Origin of the sequence: Bariatricus sp. SGI.154, assembly GCF_050313795.1 — a bacterium.
Taxonomy (GTDB): Bacteria; Bacillota; Clostridia; order Lachnospirales; family Lachnospiraceae; genus CAMBRQ01.
Genome location: NZ_JBNPMC010000023.1, coordinates 41,588 through 56,164 on the forward strand (window position 1 = coordinate 41,588; position 14,577 = coordinate 56,164).

The following is a 14,577-nucleotide window of genomic DNA, read 5'->3' on the forward strand; positions in this document are numbered from 1 at the left end:
AACGGAGGATTATAATGAAGATTGTTTTTCTGGATGTGAAAACTATCGGCGAGGACATTGACTTGTCTGGCTATGAACAATTAGGCAAAGTAATCAAATACCCTTTTTCCACTTCGGAAGATATCCCGGAAAGGGTCGCTGACGCTGACGTAATCGTAACAAATAAAATGCAGATCAACGAGACAACGATCGGCAAAGCAAAAAACATAAAATTAGTCTGCGTAACCGGTACCGGAACGAATAATCTGGAGAAAGACTATCTGGACAGCCGCCATATTGCCTGGAGAAATGTTGCCGGATACTCCACAGAATCCGTCGCACAGCATACTTTTGCCATGCTTTTCTATCTATTGGAAAAACTTCGGTTCTATGATGATTACGTAAAAGAAGAGCGATATGCCGGCGATACTTTATTTACTCATTTTCAAGAACATTTTTATGAATTAAAGGGCAAGACCTGGGGAATTATCGGTCTTGGCAATATCGGCAGAAGGATTGCATCTATCGCCGAGTGTTTCGGTGCAAAAGTAATCTACACTTCTCCGTCCGGCAGTGCTCCACAAGATGGATATCATCAGACGGATATGGATACATTACTGGTATCCTCTGATATCATCTCCGTTCATGCACCACTCAACCAATATACAGAGAATCTGATTGATGCAGCCGCTTTTCAGAAGATGAAGGACTCTTGTATCTTTCTTAATCTCGGACGCGGCGCAATCGTTGTTGAACAGGACCTTGCAGAAGCGTTAAAACATCATGAGATAGCCGCAGCAGGACTGGATGTATTACGGGAAGAACCGATGAATCCAAATAGTCCATTACTTGAGTTTAAAGACAGCAGAAGACTCTTCATCACTCCACACATAGCATGGGCAAGTGTTGAAGCAAGAACACGACTGATGGAAATTATCCTTGAACAGATCAGGGAGTTCTTTCAGTTTTAAAACGATAAGCAATAAAAACGGCGAGAAGAATTCAAGATTATATCTTGTCAATTTTCTCGCCATCCATCTTTTATCTGATTATAATTCGATATCCAATTCCACTGGACAATGATCTGATCCCATCACATCCGTCAGAATCTTCGCATCCTTCAAGCGCTCTTTTAATGCCTCCGATACACAGAAGTAGTCTATACGCCACCCTGCGTTCTTAGCCCTTGCACTGAAACGGTAAGACCACCAAGAATAGATTCCTTCCATATCCGGATAGAAATACCGGAAGGTATCAATAAAGCCTGCATCCAGAAGCGTCGAAAACTTCTCCCTCTCCTCGTCTGTGAAGCCGGCATTCTTACGATTCGTCTTCGGATTCTTAAGATCAATCTCCTTATGCGCTACATTCAAGTCGCCACAGAAGATAACAGGCTTTTTCTCCTCTAACTTCTTCAGATATGCGAGGAAATCCTCTTCCCACTGCATTCTGTAAGGAAGCCTTGCCAGTTCATTCTGGGAATTCGGCGTATATACCGTGACAAAATAATAGTCCCCGAATTCCAATGTAATCACGCGGCCTTCCTGATCGTGTTCTTCTATTCCGATTCCATAGTACACAGATAAAGGCTCTTCTTTCGTAAATATCGCCGTTCCTGAATACCCCTTCCTCTTGGCATAATTCCAATATTGATGATATCCCGGAGTATCAAGTTCCAACTGTCCCTCCTGCATCTTCGACTCCTGGATACAGAAGATATCCGCATCTGCTTCTTTAAAAAAATCTAAAAATCCTTTCTGCACACATGCACGGATTCCATTTACATTCCATGAAATAAACTTCATTTATGATCCTCCATTATTCATATTTCCATAACATACTATCTTTTAATAATAGACTTTTCGCAAGAACAATCCCCTCGCCGGAGCCAGGAATCCTGCGAGGCTCCTATCCTCTGCCGCGATTACTACCGGAAGCATAGACGCATCCCGCTTGCCGGTTCCAATCTCCAAAAGCGTCCCCGTCAGAATCCGAACCATATGATACAAGAAGCCTGTCCCATAATAGGTAATCCGAACCTTCTCTCCGCTTCGCACAATCTTGATATTGGTAATCCTGCGGACAGGATCTTTACACTCCCTGTCGTCTGTAAAACTAGTGAAATTCTTAGGTCCAATCAGGTATTTCGTCGCATCCCGCATGGCTTCAATATCCAGTTTCTCCGGATAATGATAGCAATATCTTCGTGAAAATACATCCGGCTTCTCCCGGCAGTCAATATAATATTCATACTTCTTGCCCTTGGCACTCTTGCGGGCATGAAAGCCATTCTTCACAAGTTCTACTTTCACAATCCGGATATCCTCCGGAAGATATCGGTTCAATGAATCTTTTAATTCTTTCGTATCGTATAATTTGGACAGTTTTACACTGGCCACCTGTCCGCGGGCATGAACACCTGCATCCGTTCTTCCCGAGCCATCCACCTGCACGCGGTAGCCTACTAATTTGCCAATGCTCCATTCCAGAATAAACTGGATCGTATTGTCCGTTGTTGCCTGGCGCTGCCAGCCCTGATATCTGCTGCCATCATAAGAGATGGTTAATTTGTATGTTCTCATATATCTTCTCACCCAATCTAATTACCCGAATATTTAAAAAGGAAGAAGCAAACTTTTCAATATCGCTTCTCCCTTTTATTCTATCACTTTATTATACTCTTAGTAAATACCTTCTATATCTATTATTTCAATATCTTCTTCAGTTCATCCATGAAAGTGTTCACATCTTTAAACTCTCTGTATACCGATGCGAATCTTACATATGCAACCTCGTCAAGATTCTTCAATTCCTCCATAACAATCTCGCCGATTCTGCTGCTCGGAATCTCTTTGGCTTCCAGGCTGAATATTCTCGTCTCAACCTTATCGATCACACGCTGGATATCCACCGCTGAGACCGGACGCTTATAGCATGCACTTAAAATTCCATTCTCAATCTTGCCCCTGTCATACTGTTCGCGATTATTATCCTTTTTAATAATAATAAGTGGAATCGTCTCGACCTTCTCATATGTTGTAAAACGTTTTCCACACACGTCACAGGAGCGGCGGCGACGGATAGAATTCCCATCCTCGGCAGGTCTGGAATCAATAACTCTGGTATCTGGCTGGTTACAATATGGACACTTCATCTTGTATTGTTCCTTTCTTCTTTTCTTGTATACAGTATATCTGTTAAATCGGCAGAAGTCAAACTACTTTTCATTTCTTCTCCTCATGTATCTCCACAAGGATGATATCTGACCCGATCTTTTTGATACATTTAAATGGAATCACATACTCTGATCCATCACTAAAAAATCCACAGAATTTCCCCGCCTTTGGAATCACCAATGCCTCAATGCACCCTTTGCACTCATCAATAATCAGATCCACCACATACCCCAATTTCCTGCAATCGCAGGCATTAATCACTTCCTTATTCTCTAATTCACACAACCGCATATCAACACCGCCTTCAGCAAAAACTCCGCATATACTACTTATTCATAGTATATGCGGAATTCTCCATTCTGGTTTATCCCAGCCTCATTATTCATCAATATCAATTACGGATACCGGGCAGCCATCTCTTGCCTCAATCGCTGCACTCTCATACTCCGGCGTTACATCTGCATAGGCTTCTGCAATACCATCATCGTCAAACCGAAACACCTCCGGGCACGTTGCCACACATGCTCCACAAGAGATACATCCATCATTTACTTTTGCTTTCATGAGTCATTCCTCCTTGCATTTTTCAAGTAGTATGTCCCAATCCTGCCAAAATATACATTATCGGGCAGAGCCCGCCAGCCGAAGGCATGCATTACGGGATACTCGAATGAATATACATATCTATCGAATCATCGTTCCGGTCTTCCCTTTCAATGCATCTTTTAACTTATCAAAAGATGTGATCAGCGCGCTTCTTCCTTCTCTCTTCTCAATAAAGGATACGGATGCGCTGAACTTCGGCAGCATATTGTATTCGCCAAAATGTCCTTCTTCCATATACTGTTTTGCCTGTTCCAGATTAATCTCGCCCAGTTCTTCTTCATCCGGTCTTCCCATATTAATCTTAACTTTCTCAACACTGGTGAGAATGATCAGTTCATCTGCATCAACATCTTCTGCCATCTTGCCGGCCGTCAGATCCTTTTCAATGACCGCGCTGGCACCCTTCAGACGGTGATCCTGCTCCAATACCGGAATTCCGCCGCCTCCACAGGCAATTACGACCTGGTCTGCATCCAGCAGTGCTTTGATTGCATCAATCTCCACAATGCTGACCGGATTCGGAGCAGATACAATACGGCGATAGCCTTTTCCCGGCTCCTCCACAACATAATTACCTTTCTTGCGCTCTTCATTCGCTTCTTCCACATTCATATAACGTCCAAGAATCTTCGTAGGCGTATAGAAGGCTTCATCATATGGATCCACGATTACCTGTGTAAGGATCGTACTTACCGTCCTGTAGATTCCACGATTCACAAGTTCCTCACGAATCCCATTCTGAAGGTCATATCCGACATATCCCTGACTCATGGCAGAGCATACAGACATTGGCGCTGCGGTATAATCCTGATGTGCTTTGCCGAATTCATTCATCGCTGTATGAATCATCCCGACCTGCGGTGCATTACTATGAGTAATGGCAACCTGATATCCTGCCTCGATCAGATCTGCAATCACCTTCGCTGTCTTCTTTACTGCTTCCTTCTGCTCTGGCAATGTAGTACCTAAAGCGCGGTGTCCTAATGCAACTACAACTCTTTTCTTCATAATCTATACCTCTGCTTTTCTTTATATTCCTGTTCTAAATGTAAAAAAATAAATATAAAGAAATTATAGTATCTTTCTATGTAAATTGCAATGTCTGAATTCTGCTGGCTGCGGATTTCTCTGCTTTTTACAGATTCTTATTCATGAATGCAATGATGCCCGCCTCTACTTCATCTTTAATCTTATTATAATTATGAATCTCATGTCGATATCCGGAGTACAACTTCGTCTCCACCTTGTGACCCGTATCATACAGCCAATTGCTAACTTCATACACGCCTTTTCCATACTGTCCGACCGGATCCTGGTCTCCGCCAATATTATAAATCGGCAACGCTGTCGGTACTTTTTCCGCCCAATTTGTACCAGTGATTACCTGGAACATCTGAACAAAGTAAAGCAGCGACTGATTCGTTGTCGGCTTAGTAAATGCATCGAACGGATCCAAAGCATGGTCTTTCTGCACATAAGGATCAGCACAGATCCATTCATTTCCAATGCTGATCTCTCCGCATCGCTCACACATCCACCCCATCAACTGAACCGTGTAAGCAGGATCAGATTCCTTACCTTTTCCGTCTGCAATTGCCTGCTCCAGTGCTTTCTCAGACTCTTCCAGTCCTGGGAATACGCCAGATGTCCCGCACAAGGTGACTCCCGCAAGTTCATCCCCATATTTGCTGATATAATCCCTGGCAATGAAAGATCCCATACTGTGTCCAAAGATAAAATACGGAAGATTCGGATACTTCTCGCATACCAGTTCTTTTAACTTATGTTCATCCTCCATCATAGTATGACAGCCCTTATCGCCCCAATCGCCCCAGGTATCATTCTCAAGCGCTGTCTTGCCATGTCCGACATGGTCATCTGCCGCAACGATGAATCCGGCATCCAAGAACTTCACGATCATATGCAGATATCTTCTTGAGTGTTCCCCGTATCCATGAATCACCTGCACAATTCCCTTCGGCTCTGCTGCCGGTACATAGATCCATCCATACACCTCATCCCGCTCATTAAATGACTGAAATTTCACTTCGTGTAACATGTAACATACCTCCTAATCTTTCTGTCCATCTGACAGCATTATATATTTTCCGTAAACAAAAAGCAGAGAAATAATACAGCCATATGCTGTATAATCACTCTGCTCCACGTCTCATTTATTATTTTAACATACAATAATAATTCCAGCAATAATTTTTCAAAAAACTAAACATTTTTCTTGAAATAGTATAAAACAGATCCATAGATGTATACATCCTCTATCTGCACAAGAAGCCTAACTCCCATCGAGTTAGGCTTTCTTTAATCGGGGTAACAGGATTCGAACCTGCGACCTCACGGCCCCCAGCCGTGCGCTCTAACCAAACTGAGCCATACCCCGATAGACATATTCTAGCGAATTATGTCCGATAATGCAAGTATTATTTCTGATAGCCGTTATTTCTTATAGCCCGTTGTAAAATCAACAATATTCCTTAGAGGTCTGTCATTCAGATAGGCAGACAAATTCTCCGCAGAGATATCCACTACTCTCTCAAATGTCTCTGGCAGATGATACTGTCCCGAGATATGCGGTGTTATCATCACATTGGCAAGGCTCCAAAGCGGATGCTCCGACGGCAGTGGCTCTGGCTCGGTCACATCTATACCTGCTGCCGCTATCTGATGCCCACCGAGAACTTCATATAACACATCCGCATCCACCGCATTCCCTCTTCCGCCATTTAAGAAGAGGGCATTCTTCTTCATCAGCGCAAAACGTTCTTTCGTATATATATGATAGGTCGCCTTAGTTCCAGGCAAGAATGATACGATCACATCAGCCCTTGGCAGCACTTCGTCCAACTGATCTGTTGTGTATAACTCATCAACACCTTCCGGGCATTCACTTATCCTACGCTTAACACCAATCGTATAAGCACCCAAAGCCTTTGCCATACGCGCAAAATGAAGTCCGATATCTCCCAATCCAACGACCAATACGGTCGCATCCGTAATGGAGCAAACCGTCCCTTCATCCGTCCACTGGGCTTTTGCCTGGGCATCACGATACAGATGCAGTTTCTTCTGCAGCATGAACATCATGGCAAACATATGCTCCGCAACCGCCTTACTGTAAGCACCCGTTGCATTCGTCAGAATTGTCTTATCACTTAATATTCCCGGCTTAATATACTGATCCGCTCCCGCAGAATTAAGCTGCAGGAGTTCCAGTCTATCCGAAGCCCCAATCTTTGCTGCTGGAGCATTCCCTATGATAATCTCTGCTTCGGCAATCATATCTTCTGTTACTTCCTTCACCGGTGAATATGTAAATATACATCCTTCTCCGGCTTTCTCCAGTTTCTCTTTATGTCTTTCCTGTACCGGCAGTACCACCAGAACTCTCTTCATAATATTGTATCCTTTCCGTTATCTGCACTATTTTCTCTGATTTTTATATTGTAACATCTCACAAAGCATTTGTCATTCACCTTCTGCTTCTTTTGTGCTTCTGTTACGATTTCTGACGGTACGATTCCTGACGATAATGATTTCCCCCATTTTCCTTATATTCTGTGGTACAATATACCATAAGATAGATTATTGTATGCGAAAGGAGTTCACATTATGAAAGTAATTGTTGTAGGTCCAAGGGGCAAGATGGGCAAATTAATCACACAAGTTGCCGCATCTCGCAAGGATATGGAATTAGTTGCCGGTATCGGTCCCAAAGGACGCGATTATATCGGGAAAGATCTTGGCGCCATCGCGATGACCGGATATGAACTTGGCGTGCCTGTAACGGATGATCTTGAGAGCGTCATTGATAATTGCGACGTGATTATCGACTTCTCTACCAAAGAGATGGCAATGGAAGTTCTGGATCTTGCCATTGCTCATAAAAAGGCTTTGGTATGCGGAACCACAGGATTTAGTCCTGAAGAGATGCAAAGATTCACCGATGCCGCACAAGAGATTCCTATGCTTTATGCTGCCAACACTTCCAAACTTGTCAATATTATGAACAAACTGCTGGAACTAGTAACCACTACATTAAAGGATGAGATTGACATTGAGATTCTGGAAATGCATGACCAGTGGAAGAAAGATGCACCTAGCGGTACCTCAAAAGAGATGGGTGAGATTATGGCTCATGCCCTTGGCAAAGAGTTAAAAGATATCGCAGTATACGGACGTGAAGGAGCATCTCCGAGAGAACCCGGAACCATTGGCTATCACTCTCTTCGTGCCGGCAATATTCCAAGCAGCCACACCGTATTCTTCGGTGGTATGGGCGAACGCCTGGAGATTACCCATCACTCTTATAACTGGGAATGTTTCGCAAGGGGCGCCTGTGACTGTGCAGCATATCTTGCAGATAAGGAACCTGGATTCTACACAATTAAAGACGTATTGAACCTATAACGAAAAAGACAGAAAAGGAGATTCTCTATGATATTAGTAAATACTGATTACATTACCGGAAGAAAATTCGAGATGATCGGACTTGTACGTGGAACAATGATTCAGTCCGTTCATTTAGGGAAAGACATCATGAACAGTTTCAAGACACTGGTAGGCGGCGAACTTACTTCTTACACCGAGATGATGAATGAAGCAAGGGCAATTGCAACAAAGCGTATGGCTGAAGATGCGGCGGCTATGGGAGCCGACGCAGTTGTAAATATCCGCTATGCCTCCAGTGCTATCATGCAGGGGGCTGCTGAGATTCTGGCGTATGGAACCGCTGTCAAATTCATAGACTAGTAAAACGTGCGCCTTGCTAATGCACCATGCCTGTTATCAGTAATACCCACATGGGAACAAAATTTCCTATGATATAAGATATAAAAAAATCCGGTGAGACATACCGATTACTGTCAATATGCCTCGCCGGATTATCTTATTCGCTCTTTATCAGATTAATATCTTTTTCATCCATTCTCATCTTCTCCAGGCGACCAATCCGCTCATCCAGATGATTCTCCGTCAGATACTGGTACACGCTCTTTGGAACCATATGCGCCCACTCCTGATTTGTCGCAATACAACTGCGAATCCAGGAACCGGTAATACCTTTATCCTTCAATGGCTTCTTTAAGAGAATCTCCACATCCAGCCCAAGGCTTTTCAGCATCTTGTATTTCTCTTCATCCCATTCATCATAGATCCGCATAAAATGCGTCCCGTCTTTGGGCACATATTGCTGGATATATTCCGGGTAGTTAATAGGAAACGGAATGATATCATACGCTGATTCCGGGATCTTGAATTCCTGCATGGCTCCGCGAATCATCTCATAACGCTCAAAATAGGATAACGGATTCGCTGACCTTGCTGAACGATTGATATCATGGATAGAATCCCTAGTGTGCAGACTGTCCGGATTCGTAATCCCTATATATAATCTATTGCACCGCATCTTGGCCGCCAGTATATACTCCATATGTTTTAAATGGAATACCTGAAACCTTCCATGTACGATTCCTGTTTCTATCATATGCATCTCTCCCCATTCCGAAAGGCAACAGACCTCTCATTTTTATCCTTACTAATTATGCAGCGTATAGTTAATCTCGTCTTTGCTACACTTTTAGTATACTCTGATATATGAGATGAATGCAAGAATCTACTGCTTATTTCTGTTAAAAGTCCTTTGAATTAATATTTCCACAGTAAACTCTCTTCATTTTCCACAATAGTAGTATTCCTTTATAACGTGACAGCAATTGACATCCCCAGACACAGAAACGGTCCAAATGCAAACCTTGACTTTCGCTCCATCTTCCCCTTCACCAGCATCCAGATACAATAAATTCCGGCAGCCATTATCGCCACAACAAAAGCCAAAGCAATCTTCCTATATCCCAGGAACAATCCACAAGCCGCCATTAACTTGATATCGCCGCCTCCGAATCCTCCCGGCACAATCAATGTAATTATGAACATCGGCAGACTGATACATAGCATTCCTATTCCTCTCGCCCACAGACTAATCTCAGGGAAAAGCGGAATTGACAGTGCTCCAAGCAATGCTACTGCAGCCACCAGACAATTAGGGACCTTCATCGCATTCATATCTACAAAAGCCACAATCGCCAGCAGCACAAGAAATAGATACATAAGCATAGATGATTACCCCCTATCAATGACTCCTGACCAACTATTTCGCTTGTTATTTGCCAACTATCTGTTATTCCTTATTATCAACACGCACTTCCGCTTCCACAATAACATGATTCTCCACGAATCTTGCCGGCTGCTCTGTAAGCGCCGACAGTTTCACCGCTCTTTTATCTCCATCCGATGCCAGCATTCTAAGTTTTGTCTCATTCATAGATATTACCGCAATCTCCGCACTGGCAAATGTTGCATTCAAAAATATTAATACTACCTGTAATATAATAGTTCCTATCATCTTTCTTCTCCTTCAATCAGTCTAATCATCATCAATCATTGCATACAGTTATGTTATGAATTCACCTACAGAAACTGCCATCAGCAATTCCTTCCGGATATTTAACAACAAAAAGGCATAGTCTATATTCTCTGCCAAACATAGACTACACCTCTATCTATTCATAACATTACATGGAGAAATAAGAATACCGCCCTTCGTACCCGCTTCCGAACCGTCTTCCATGTAAGTAATCACACTCCCTTTATATATATTGAAAAATAAGATATCATAAAATAATTCCTGTGTCAACCACCTACTCTGAATCCTCTACCTCAAGGGAAATATAGAACATATCACCGGAAACATATTGACAAGATTTCCAGACAGGCGATATGATTAATATCAATTATTCTTACAGGAAATATCTACAATATATTAGGAGGGCAACACTATGTATCAAGCAAATCAAAGCCGATATGAATCTATGACATATAACCGCTGTGGAAAAAGCGGCTTAAAACTTCCCGCCGTATCTCTTGGTTTCTGGCATAACTTTGGAGATACTTCTGCTTACGGTAACATGGAAAAACTTTGCTTTACTGCTTTCGACCACGGCATCACCCATTTTGATCTGGCAAATAACTACGGTCCAGAGCCGGGAAGTGCCGAAAAGAATCTTGGACGAATTCTACGAGAGAATTTTACACCATACAGAGATGAACTGGTCATCAGCACCAAAGCCGGATACGATATGTGGGAAGGTCCTTATGGTGATTGGGGAAGCAGAAAATATCTTCTGGCAAGCCTTGACCAGAGTTTGAAACGTCTGGGGCTTGATTATGTAGACATCTTCTACCATCACCGCATGGATCCAGACACGCCATTGGAAGAGACTATGGGTGCTCTGAATCAGGCAGTTGTAAGCGGCAAAGCTCTTTATGTCGGTCTGTCCAACTACAATGGACCTACACTGGAAAAAGCATGTAAGATTTTGGATGATCTAAATTGCCCATTCATCATTAATCAGAATTCCTACAATATCTTTAACCGTACGATTGAAGAAAATGGATTGAAAGAGACTTCATATAGATTGGGCAAGGGTATCATCTCCTTTAGCCCACTGGCACAGGGAATGCTTACAGACCGTTATCTTAACGGCATTCCTCAGGACAGCCGTATTATGACAGACGGGCGCTTCCTGAAAGCCGGTCAACTTACTCCGGAGCGACTGCATTCTATTCAGGAATTGAATAACCTTGCAAAAGAACGTGGAGAGACATTGGCTCAGATGGCATTAAAATGGGTACTGAAAGACGATATGGTAACCAGCGTATTAATCGGTGCATCCAAGCCGGAACAAATACTTGATAATATCAAGGCTTCGGAAAATATCAGATTTACAGAAGAAGAACTTAAGAAGATAGACGCTTTGTCTTTGTAATACCTACAGAATCAGCCACCGACAGTTCCCTCCGGATGCTTTGGCAACCTCAAAAGGCAATGATACGGATGAGTCATATCCATATCATTGCCTTCTTACTATACTCTAAAGTCTATTGAGAATTTTTCATATTTAATTCAAAAACAACAACTGTTCCTCTGGAAACTGCAAATAATCCGGCAGTCCTTTCTCATCCAGAATATTCCATTTATCCTTCTGCAAAAACCAGCAGATATTCTCTTTTTTCTTTTTTCCCTCTGATTCTCCTCCTGACTCTGCCTCTCTCTCATCCTTTGTTCCCTGTTCATAACCAGTCTCCGGCTTCAGATAAAAATTCTTCTCAAAAGGCAGATCCGCGCTGCCTGCCAACTGGAATCTGATGCAATTCTTCCTACGTTCCCCCCATATCGGAATAAACTCATGGGCACGGAATCCCACATATGAGATATCTTCCGGTATCTTGCGCTCCAAGCAGAACTCAACGCCCCAGTCAAGCGCTTTCATCCTGTGCGGATCCATTCTCCGGACCCTGGAGAAGTTCTTACAACCCGTAAGTCTCGCTGCTTCCTTTCGCTTCGGATTATCGAATATCTCTTTCGTCTTGCCAGATGTCACAACCGTTCCCTGATCCATAATGATCAGGTCTTCACTAAACCGATATATCTCATCCCGACTATGAGAAACCATAATGACGATTCCCTGATATCCCTTCAACATCTCCACCAATTCCTGCTGAAGCCGGTCTTTTAAAAACATATCCAAAGCCGAAAAAGGCTCATCCAGCAGAATCACATCCGGCTCATATGCCATGATTCTGGCCAGTGCCACTCTCTGCTGCTGTCCACCAGAAAGCTGCCCCGGAAGATGTTCTTCCAGCCCTTCCAACCGAAACGTCCGGATCATCTCTGCAACCCGTTTCTGATTCTCCTGCTTCGTTCCCCTAAGTCCGGCGCCAATATTCTTTGCTACCGTCATAGTAGGGAATAGCGCATAATTCTGGAACAGATATCCAATGTTACGCTTCTGGGGCTTTATATTAATCTTCTGAGAAGACTGATACAATACCTTATCATTGATCACAATCTCCCCTTCATCCGGTGCCTCAATCCCTGCAATACTTTTCAGCGTCATGCTTTTTCCGCAGCCGGATGCACCAAGAATCCCTATGCGGGAGGATTCACTTTGAAATTGCATATTCAGATAGAAATTTCCCATCTTCTTCTTTACATCTACCGAAAGTCCCATCGTATGTATTCCTCCCTACCATCTCTTCACAGTCTTCATTTTCTTGCCCGAGATCAGATTCATCAGAATAATGACTACAAGTGCAATCATTATCACAATTATAACCCATATCCCGGCAGTCAGATAATCACCATCCTGAATTACCATTGCAATCTTCTGGGAGATAGTTCCAGTCTTGCCCGAAATATTCCCAGCCAGCATAGATGTTGCTCCATATTCCCCTAATGCTCTGGCAAAAGTCAGAATCGTTCCTGATGCGATTCCTGGTCCTGCAGACGGAACAACTACTTTCCAGAAGATCTGTGCCTCCGTCATACCAAGGGTTCTTCCAGCATAGACAAGATTTACATCAATCTGTTCGAACGCTGCTCTGGCATTCCGGTACATCAGCGGAAATGCAATCACCGTCGCTGCAATAATACAGCCAAGCCAGGTCTGTACCACTTTCAGGTCAAATGTCTCATACAGGAATATACCAAGCGGTCTTCTCCTGCTGAAGATTAACAGAAGAAAGAAGCCTGCAACCGTAGGTGGAAGTACCATCGGAAGTGTTAAGATACCATCAATGACCGCCTTCTTCCCAGGCGTGGTCTTTATTACCTTTCGCGCCGCAAATATCCCCAGGAAAAAAGAGAGAATCGTTGCTACTACTCCCGTTTTCAACGAGATAAATAATGGACTCCAGTCCAGATTCTCCAATATCTCTATCATCTTCTTTTCGCCACCTCCCGCATCTTATATCCTATGGTCATGCAACAGATACATACTCTCCATATCCATGCAGACTTCATTTTGCTCTGCCTTCTCTTTACTTACTCAACGTCTGTATCAAAATAATAAGAATCGAATACTGCCTTTACTTCATCGGACAGAATGAATTTTATGAAGTCTTCTGCTGCTTTAGCCTGTGCATCATCGGCCTCTTCATTTACCACCTGTGCGATTGGGTAGATTACGTTGCCTGTCAGGTCATAACTTACAGTCTCCAGAATATCCAGATCATCTTCATATCCATAAGTATCTGAGTAATAGGTCGTTCCAACCTCACAAGAGCCTTCTACGACTGCTGCCAATACCTTACTTACATTGTCTTGCTCACTGATCTCTGTACCCCCAAGTGCTTCTGATACCTGCTCTGTCGTAATCGTCGACACGTCATCTACTGCATCCAGTTTACCAAGGTTCACTAATGCCTGTCTAGTATATTTTCCAACTGGAACGCTTCCACCAGCAAGTGCGATACTTTCTGCGTCTCCCATATTCTCAAGACCGGTTACCTTCGTGCCACTGTCCTTCAGCGTAACAACTACTACCTGATTATTTACTACATTCGCTCTGGTTCCGTCTACTACAAGCCCGTCCTCTTCCAACTGATCCATCTGCTTCTGAGCTGCCGAAAAGAAGATGTCACACTCATAACCTTCCTCAATCTGAGTCAGCAATGTGCCGGAACTGTCTGCATTGTATGTAATCTTCACTTCCGGATGCTCTTCATTGTACTTTTCTGCAAGTTCCGTCATAACGGTATTCAGGCTGGCTGCGATAAACACCTGAATCTCGGTTTCTTTGGCTTCTTCGGAATCTTCCTTCTGCTCCTCTGCTGCCGTATCTTCTTTTTTCTCTTCGGATGAATCACTTCCACATCCTACCAGCATAGTTCCTGCCATTGCAGCAATTAACAGGCTGCTCACTACTTTTTTGAACATCGTCTTGTCCTCCTTTTATTCCTT

General features: G+C 43.3%; 18 protein-coding genes and 1 tRNA gene. 4 read left to right on the forward strand and 15 right to left on the reverse strand.

The window, feature by feature from the left end; all coding sequences use genetic code 11:
* Positions 1-14: 14 nt before the first annotated feature.
* A complete protein-coding gene (locus tag ACQRBN_RS11205) occupies positions 15-950 on the forward strand; it encodes a D-2-hydroxyacid dehydrogenase (RefSeq protein WP_427739079.1) in 936 nt (311 codons plus the stop codon).
* Positions 951-1,028: 78 nt separating this feature from the next.
* Here ACQRBN_RS11205 and ACQRBN_RS11210 read toward each other — a convergent pair whose 3' ends face one another.
* The 9 genes from ACQRBN_RS11210 to ACQRBN_RS11250 all read right to left on the reverse strand — a co-directional run bounded on the left by ACQRBN_RS11210 (position 1,029) and on the right by ACQRBN_RS11250 (position 7,172).
* On the reverse strand, positions 1,029-1,784 hold the full coding sequence (locus ACQRBN_RS11210) for an exodeoxyribonuclease III (protein WP_427739080.1): 756 nt from the start codon (positions 1,782-1,784) through the stop codon (positions 1,029-1,031).
* 42 nt (positions 1,785-1,826) lie between these two features.
* Complete coding sequence (truA, locus tag ACQRBN_RS11215; protein WP_427739081.1) at positions 1,827-2,561, reverse strand: tRNA pseudouridine(38-40) synthase TruA; 735 nt, start codon at positions 2,559-2,561, stop codon at positions 1,827-1,829.
* A 122-nt stretch (positions 2,562-2,683) separates the two neighbouring features.
* Positions 2,684-3,133, reverse strand: a complete 450-nt coding sequence (gene nrdR / locus ACQRBN_RS11220; protein WP_427739082.1) for a transcriptional regulator NrdR — start codon at positions 3,131-3,133, stop codon at positions 2,684-2,686.
* Between the two features lie 70 nt (positions 3,134-3,203).
* Positions 3,204-3,446 carry a YlmC/YmxH family sporulation protein gene (locus ACQRBN_RS11225; protein WP_427739083.1) on the reverse strand — a complete coding sequence of 81 codons (243 nt, stop codon included), beginning with the start codon at positions 3,444-3,446 and terminating at the stop codon, positions 3,204-3,206.
* A gap of 87 nt (positions 3,447-3,533) precedes the next feature.
* Positions 3,534-3,719, reverse strand: a complete 186-nt coding sequence (locus ACQRBN_RS11230; protein ID WP_427739084.1) for a ferredoxin — start codon at positions 3,717-3,719, stop codon at positions 3,534-3,536.
* A gap of 120 nt (positions 3,720-3,839) precedes the next feature.
* Positions 3,840-4,769: a carbamate kinase gene (arcC, locus tag ACQRBN_RS11235; RefSeq protein WP_427739085.1), complete on the reverse strand. Its 930-nt coding sequence runs from the start codon at positions 4,767-4,769 to the stop codon at positions 3,840-3,842.
* A gap of 127 nt (positions 4,770-4,896) precedes the next feature.
* Positions 4,897-5,820: an alpha/beta fold hydrolase gene (locus ACQRBN_RS11240; protein ID WP_427739086.1), complete on the reverse strand. Its 924-nt coding sequence runs from the start codon at positions 5,818-5,820 to the stop codon at positions 4,897-4,899.
* A gap of 264 nt (positions 5,821-6,084) precedes the next feature.
* Positions 6,085-6,159, reverse strand: a tRNA-Pro gene (locus ACQRBN_RS11245).
* A gap of 56 nt (positions 6,160-6,215) precedes the next feature.
* Positions 6,216-7,172 carry a D-2-hydroxyacid dehydrogenase gene (locus ACQRBN_RS11250; RefSeq protein WP_427739087.1) on the reverse strand — a complete coding sequence of 319 codons (957 nt, stop codon included), beginning with the start codon at positions 7,170-7,172 and terminating at the stop codon, positions 6,216-6,218.
* A 216-nt stretch (positions 7,173-7,388) separates the two neighbouring features.
* Between ACQRBN_RS11250 and dapB the strand changes: the two genes are divergently transcribed.
* Both dapB and ACQRBN_RS11260 read left to right on the forward strand, forming a co-directional pair.
* Positions 7,389-8,186 carry a 4-hydroxy-tetrahydrodipicolinate reductase gene (gene dapB / locus ACQRBN_RS11255; protein ID WP_427739088.1) on the forward strand — a complete coding sequence of 266 codons (798 nt, stop codon included), beginning with the start codon at positions 7,389-7,391 and terminating at the stop codon, positions 8,184-8,186.
* A gap of 27 nt (positions 8,187-8,213) precedes the next feature.
* Positions 8,214-8,528, forward strand: coding sequence for a YbjQ family protein (locus tag ACQRBN_RS11260; RefSeq protein ID WP_427739089.1), 315 nt, complete (start codon positions 8,214-8,216; stop codon positions 8,526-8,528).
* 136 nt (positions 8,529-8,664) lie between these two features.
* Here the strand turns inward: ACQRBN_RS11260 and ACQRBN_RS11265 are convergent, their stop codons facing one another.
* From ACQRBN_RS11265 to ACQRBN_RS11275, 3 genes are all read right to left on the reverse strand, one after another.
* Positions 8,665-9,261 (reverse strand): nicotinate-nucleotide adenylyltransferase, encoded by a 597-nt coding sequence (locus tag ACQRBN_RS11265; RefSeq protein WP_427739090.1) that lies wholly within the window; start codon positions 9,259-9,261, stop codon positions 8,665-8,667.
* 212 nt (positions 9,262-9,473) lie between these two features.
* Positions 9,474-9,890, reverse strand: a complete 417-nt coding sequence (locus tag ACQRBN_RS11270) for a prepilin peptidase (protein WP_427739091.1) — start codon at positions 9,888-9,890, stop codon at positions 9,474-9,476.
* A gap of 64 nt (positions 9,891-9,954) precedes the next feature.
* The gene (locus ACQRBN_RS11275) at positions 9,955-10,179 is read right to left on the reverse strand and encodes a CNNM domain-containing protein (RefSeq protein ID WP_427739092.1); all 225 of its coding nucleotides are present in this window, start codon (positions 10,177-10,179) and stop codon (positions 9,955-9,957) included.
* Positions 10,180-10,612: 433 nt separating this feature from the next.
* Between ACQRBN_RS11275 and mgrA the strand changes: the two genes are divergently transcribed.
* Positions 10,613-11,602, forward strand: coding sequence for an L-glyceraldehyde 3-phosphate reductase (mgrA, locus tag ACQRBN_RS11280; protein WP_427739093.1), 990 nt, complete (start codon positions 10,613-10,615; stop codon positions 11,600-11,602).
* A 132-nt stretch (positions 11,603-11,734) separates the two neighbouring features.
* On the opposite strand, the gene ACQRBN_RS11285 is transcribed toward mgrA, so the two are convergent.
* From ACQRBN_RS11285 to modA, 3 genes are all read right to left on the reverse strand, one after another.
* Positions 11,735-12,847, reverse strand: coding sequence for a sulfate/molybdate ABC transporter ATP-binding protein (locus tag ACQRBN_RS11285; protein ID WP_427739094.1), 1,113 nt, complete (start codon positions 12,845-12,847; stop codon positions 11,735-11,737).
* Between the two features lie 15 nt (positions 12,848-12,862).
* The gene (gene modB, locus ACQRBN_RS11290) at positions 12,863-13,558 is read right to left on the reverse strand and encodes a molybdate ABC transporter permease subunit (RefSeq protein WP_427739095.1); all 696 of its coding nucleotides are present in this window, start codon (positions 13,556-13,558) and stop codon (positions 12,863-12,865) included.
* Between the two features lie 101 nt (positions 13,559-13,659).
* A complete protein-coding gene (gene modA, locus ACQRBN_RS11295) occupies positions 13,660-14,553 on the reverse strand; it encodes a molybdate ABC transporter substrate-binding protein (RefSeq protein WP_427739096.1) in 894 nt (297 codons plus the stop codon).
* Positions 14,554-14,577: the final 24 nt, after the last annotated feature.

Bases quoted from the DNA above. Each gene is read 5' to 3' on its own strand.
- ACQRBN_RS11205 (WP_427739079.1), top strand. From the start codon at position 15: ATGAAGATTGTTTTTCTGGATGTGAAAACTATCGGCGAGGACATTGAC.
- ACQRBN_RS11210 (WP_427739080.1), bottom strand. From the start codon at position 1,784: ATGAAGTTTATTTCATGGAATGTAAATGGAATCCGTGCATGTGTGCAG.
- truA (WP_427739081.1), bottom strand. From the start codon at position 2,561: ATGAGAACATACAAATTAACCATCTCTTATGATGGCAGCAGATATCAG.
- nrdR (WP_427739082.1), bottom strand. From the start codon at position 3,133: ATGAAGTGTCCATATTGTAACCAGCCAGATACCAGAGTTATTGATTCC.
- ACQRBN_RS11225 (WP_427739083.1), bottom strand. From the start codon at position 3,446: ATGCGGTTGTGTGAATTAGAGAATAAGGAAGTGATTAATGCCTGCGAT.
- ACQRBN_RS11230 (WP_427739084.1), bottom strand. From the start codon at position 3,719: ATGAAAGCAAAAGTAAATGATGGATGTATCTCTTGTGGAGCATGTGTG.
- arcC (WP_427739085.1), bottom strand. From the start codon at position 4,769: ATGAAGAAAAGAGTTGTAGTTGCATTAGGACACCGCGCTTTAGGTACT.
- ACQRBN_RS11240 (WP_427739086.1), bottom strand. From the start codon at position 5,820: ATGTTACACGAAGTGAAATTTCAGTCATTTAATGAGCGGGATGAGGTG.
- ACQRBN_RS11250 (WP_427739087.1), bottom strand. From the start codon at position 7,172: ATGAAGAGAGTTCTGGTGGTACTGCCGGTACAGGAAAGACATAAAGAG.
- dapB (WP_427739088.1), top strand. From the start codon at position 7,389: ATGAAAGTAATTGTTGTAGGTCCAAGGGGCAAGATGGGCAAATTAATC.
- ACQRBN_RS11260 (WP_427739089.1), top strand. From the start codon at position 8,214: ATGATATTAGTAAATACTGATTACATTACCGGAAGAAAATTCGAGATG.
- ACQRBN_RS11265 (WP_427739090.1), bottom strand. From the start codon at position 9,261: ATGATAGAAACAGGAATCGTACATGGAAGGTTTCAGGTATTCCATTTA.
- ACQRBN_RS11270 (WP_427739091.1), bottom strand. From the start codon at position 9,890: ATGCTTATGTATCTATTTCTTGTGCTGCTGGCGATTGTGGCTTTTGTA.
- ACQRBN_RS11275 (WP_427739092.1), bottom strand. From the start codon at position 10,179: ATGATAGGAACTATTATATTACAGGTAGTATTAATATTTTTGAATGCA.
- mgrA (WP_427739093.1), top strand. From the start codon at position 10,613: ATGTATCAAGCAAATCAAAGCCGATATGAATCTATGACATATAACCGC.
- ACQRBN_RS11285 (WP_427739094.1), bottom strand. From the start codon at position 12,847: ATGGGACTTTCGGTAGATGTAAAGAAGAAGATGGGAAATTTCTATCTG.
- modB (WP_427739095.1), bottom strand. From the start codon at position 13,558: ATGATAGAGATATTGGAGAATCTGGACTGGAGTCCATTATTTATCTCG.
- modA (WP_427739096.1), bottom strand. From the start codon at position 14,553: ATGTTCAAAAAAGTAGTGAGCAGCCTGTTAATTGCTGCAATGGCAGGA.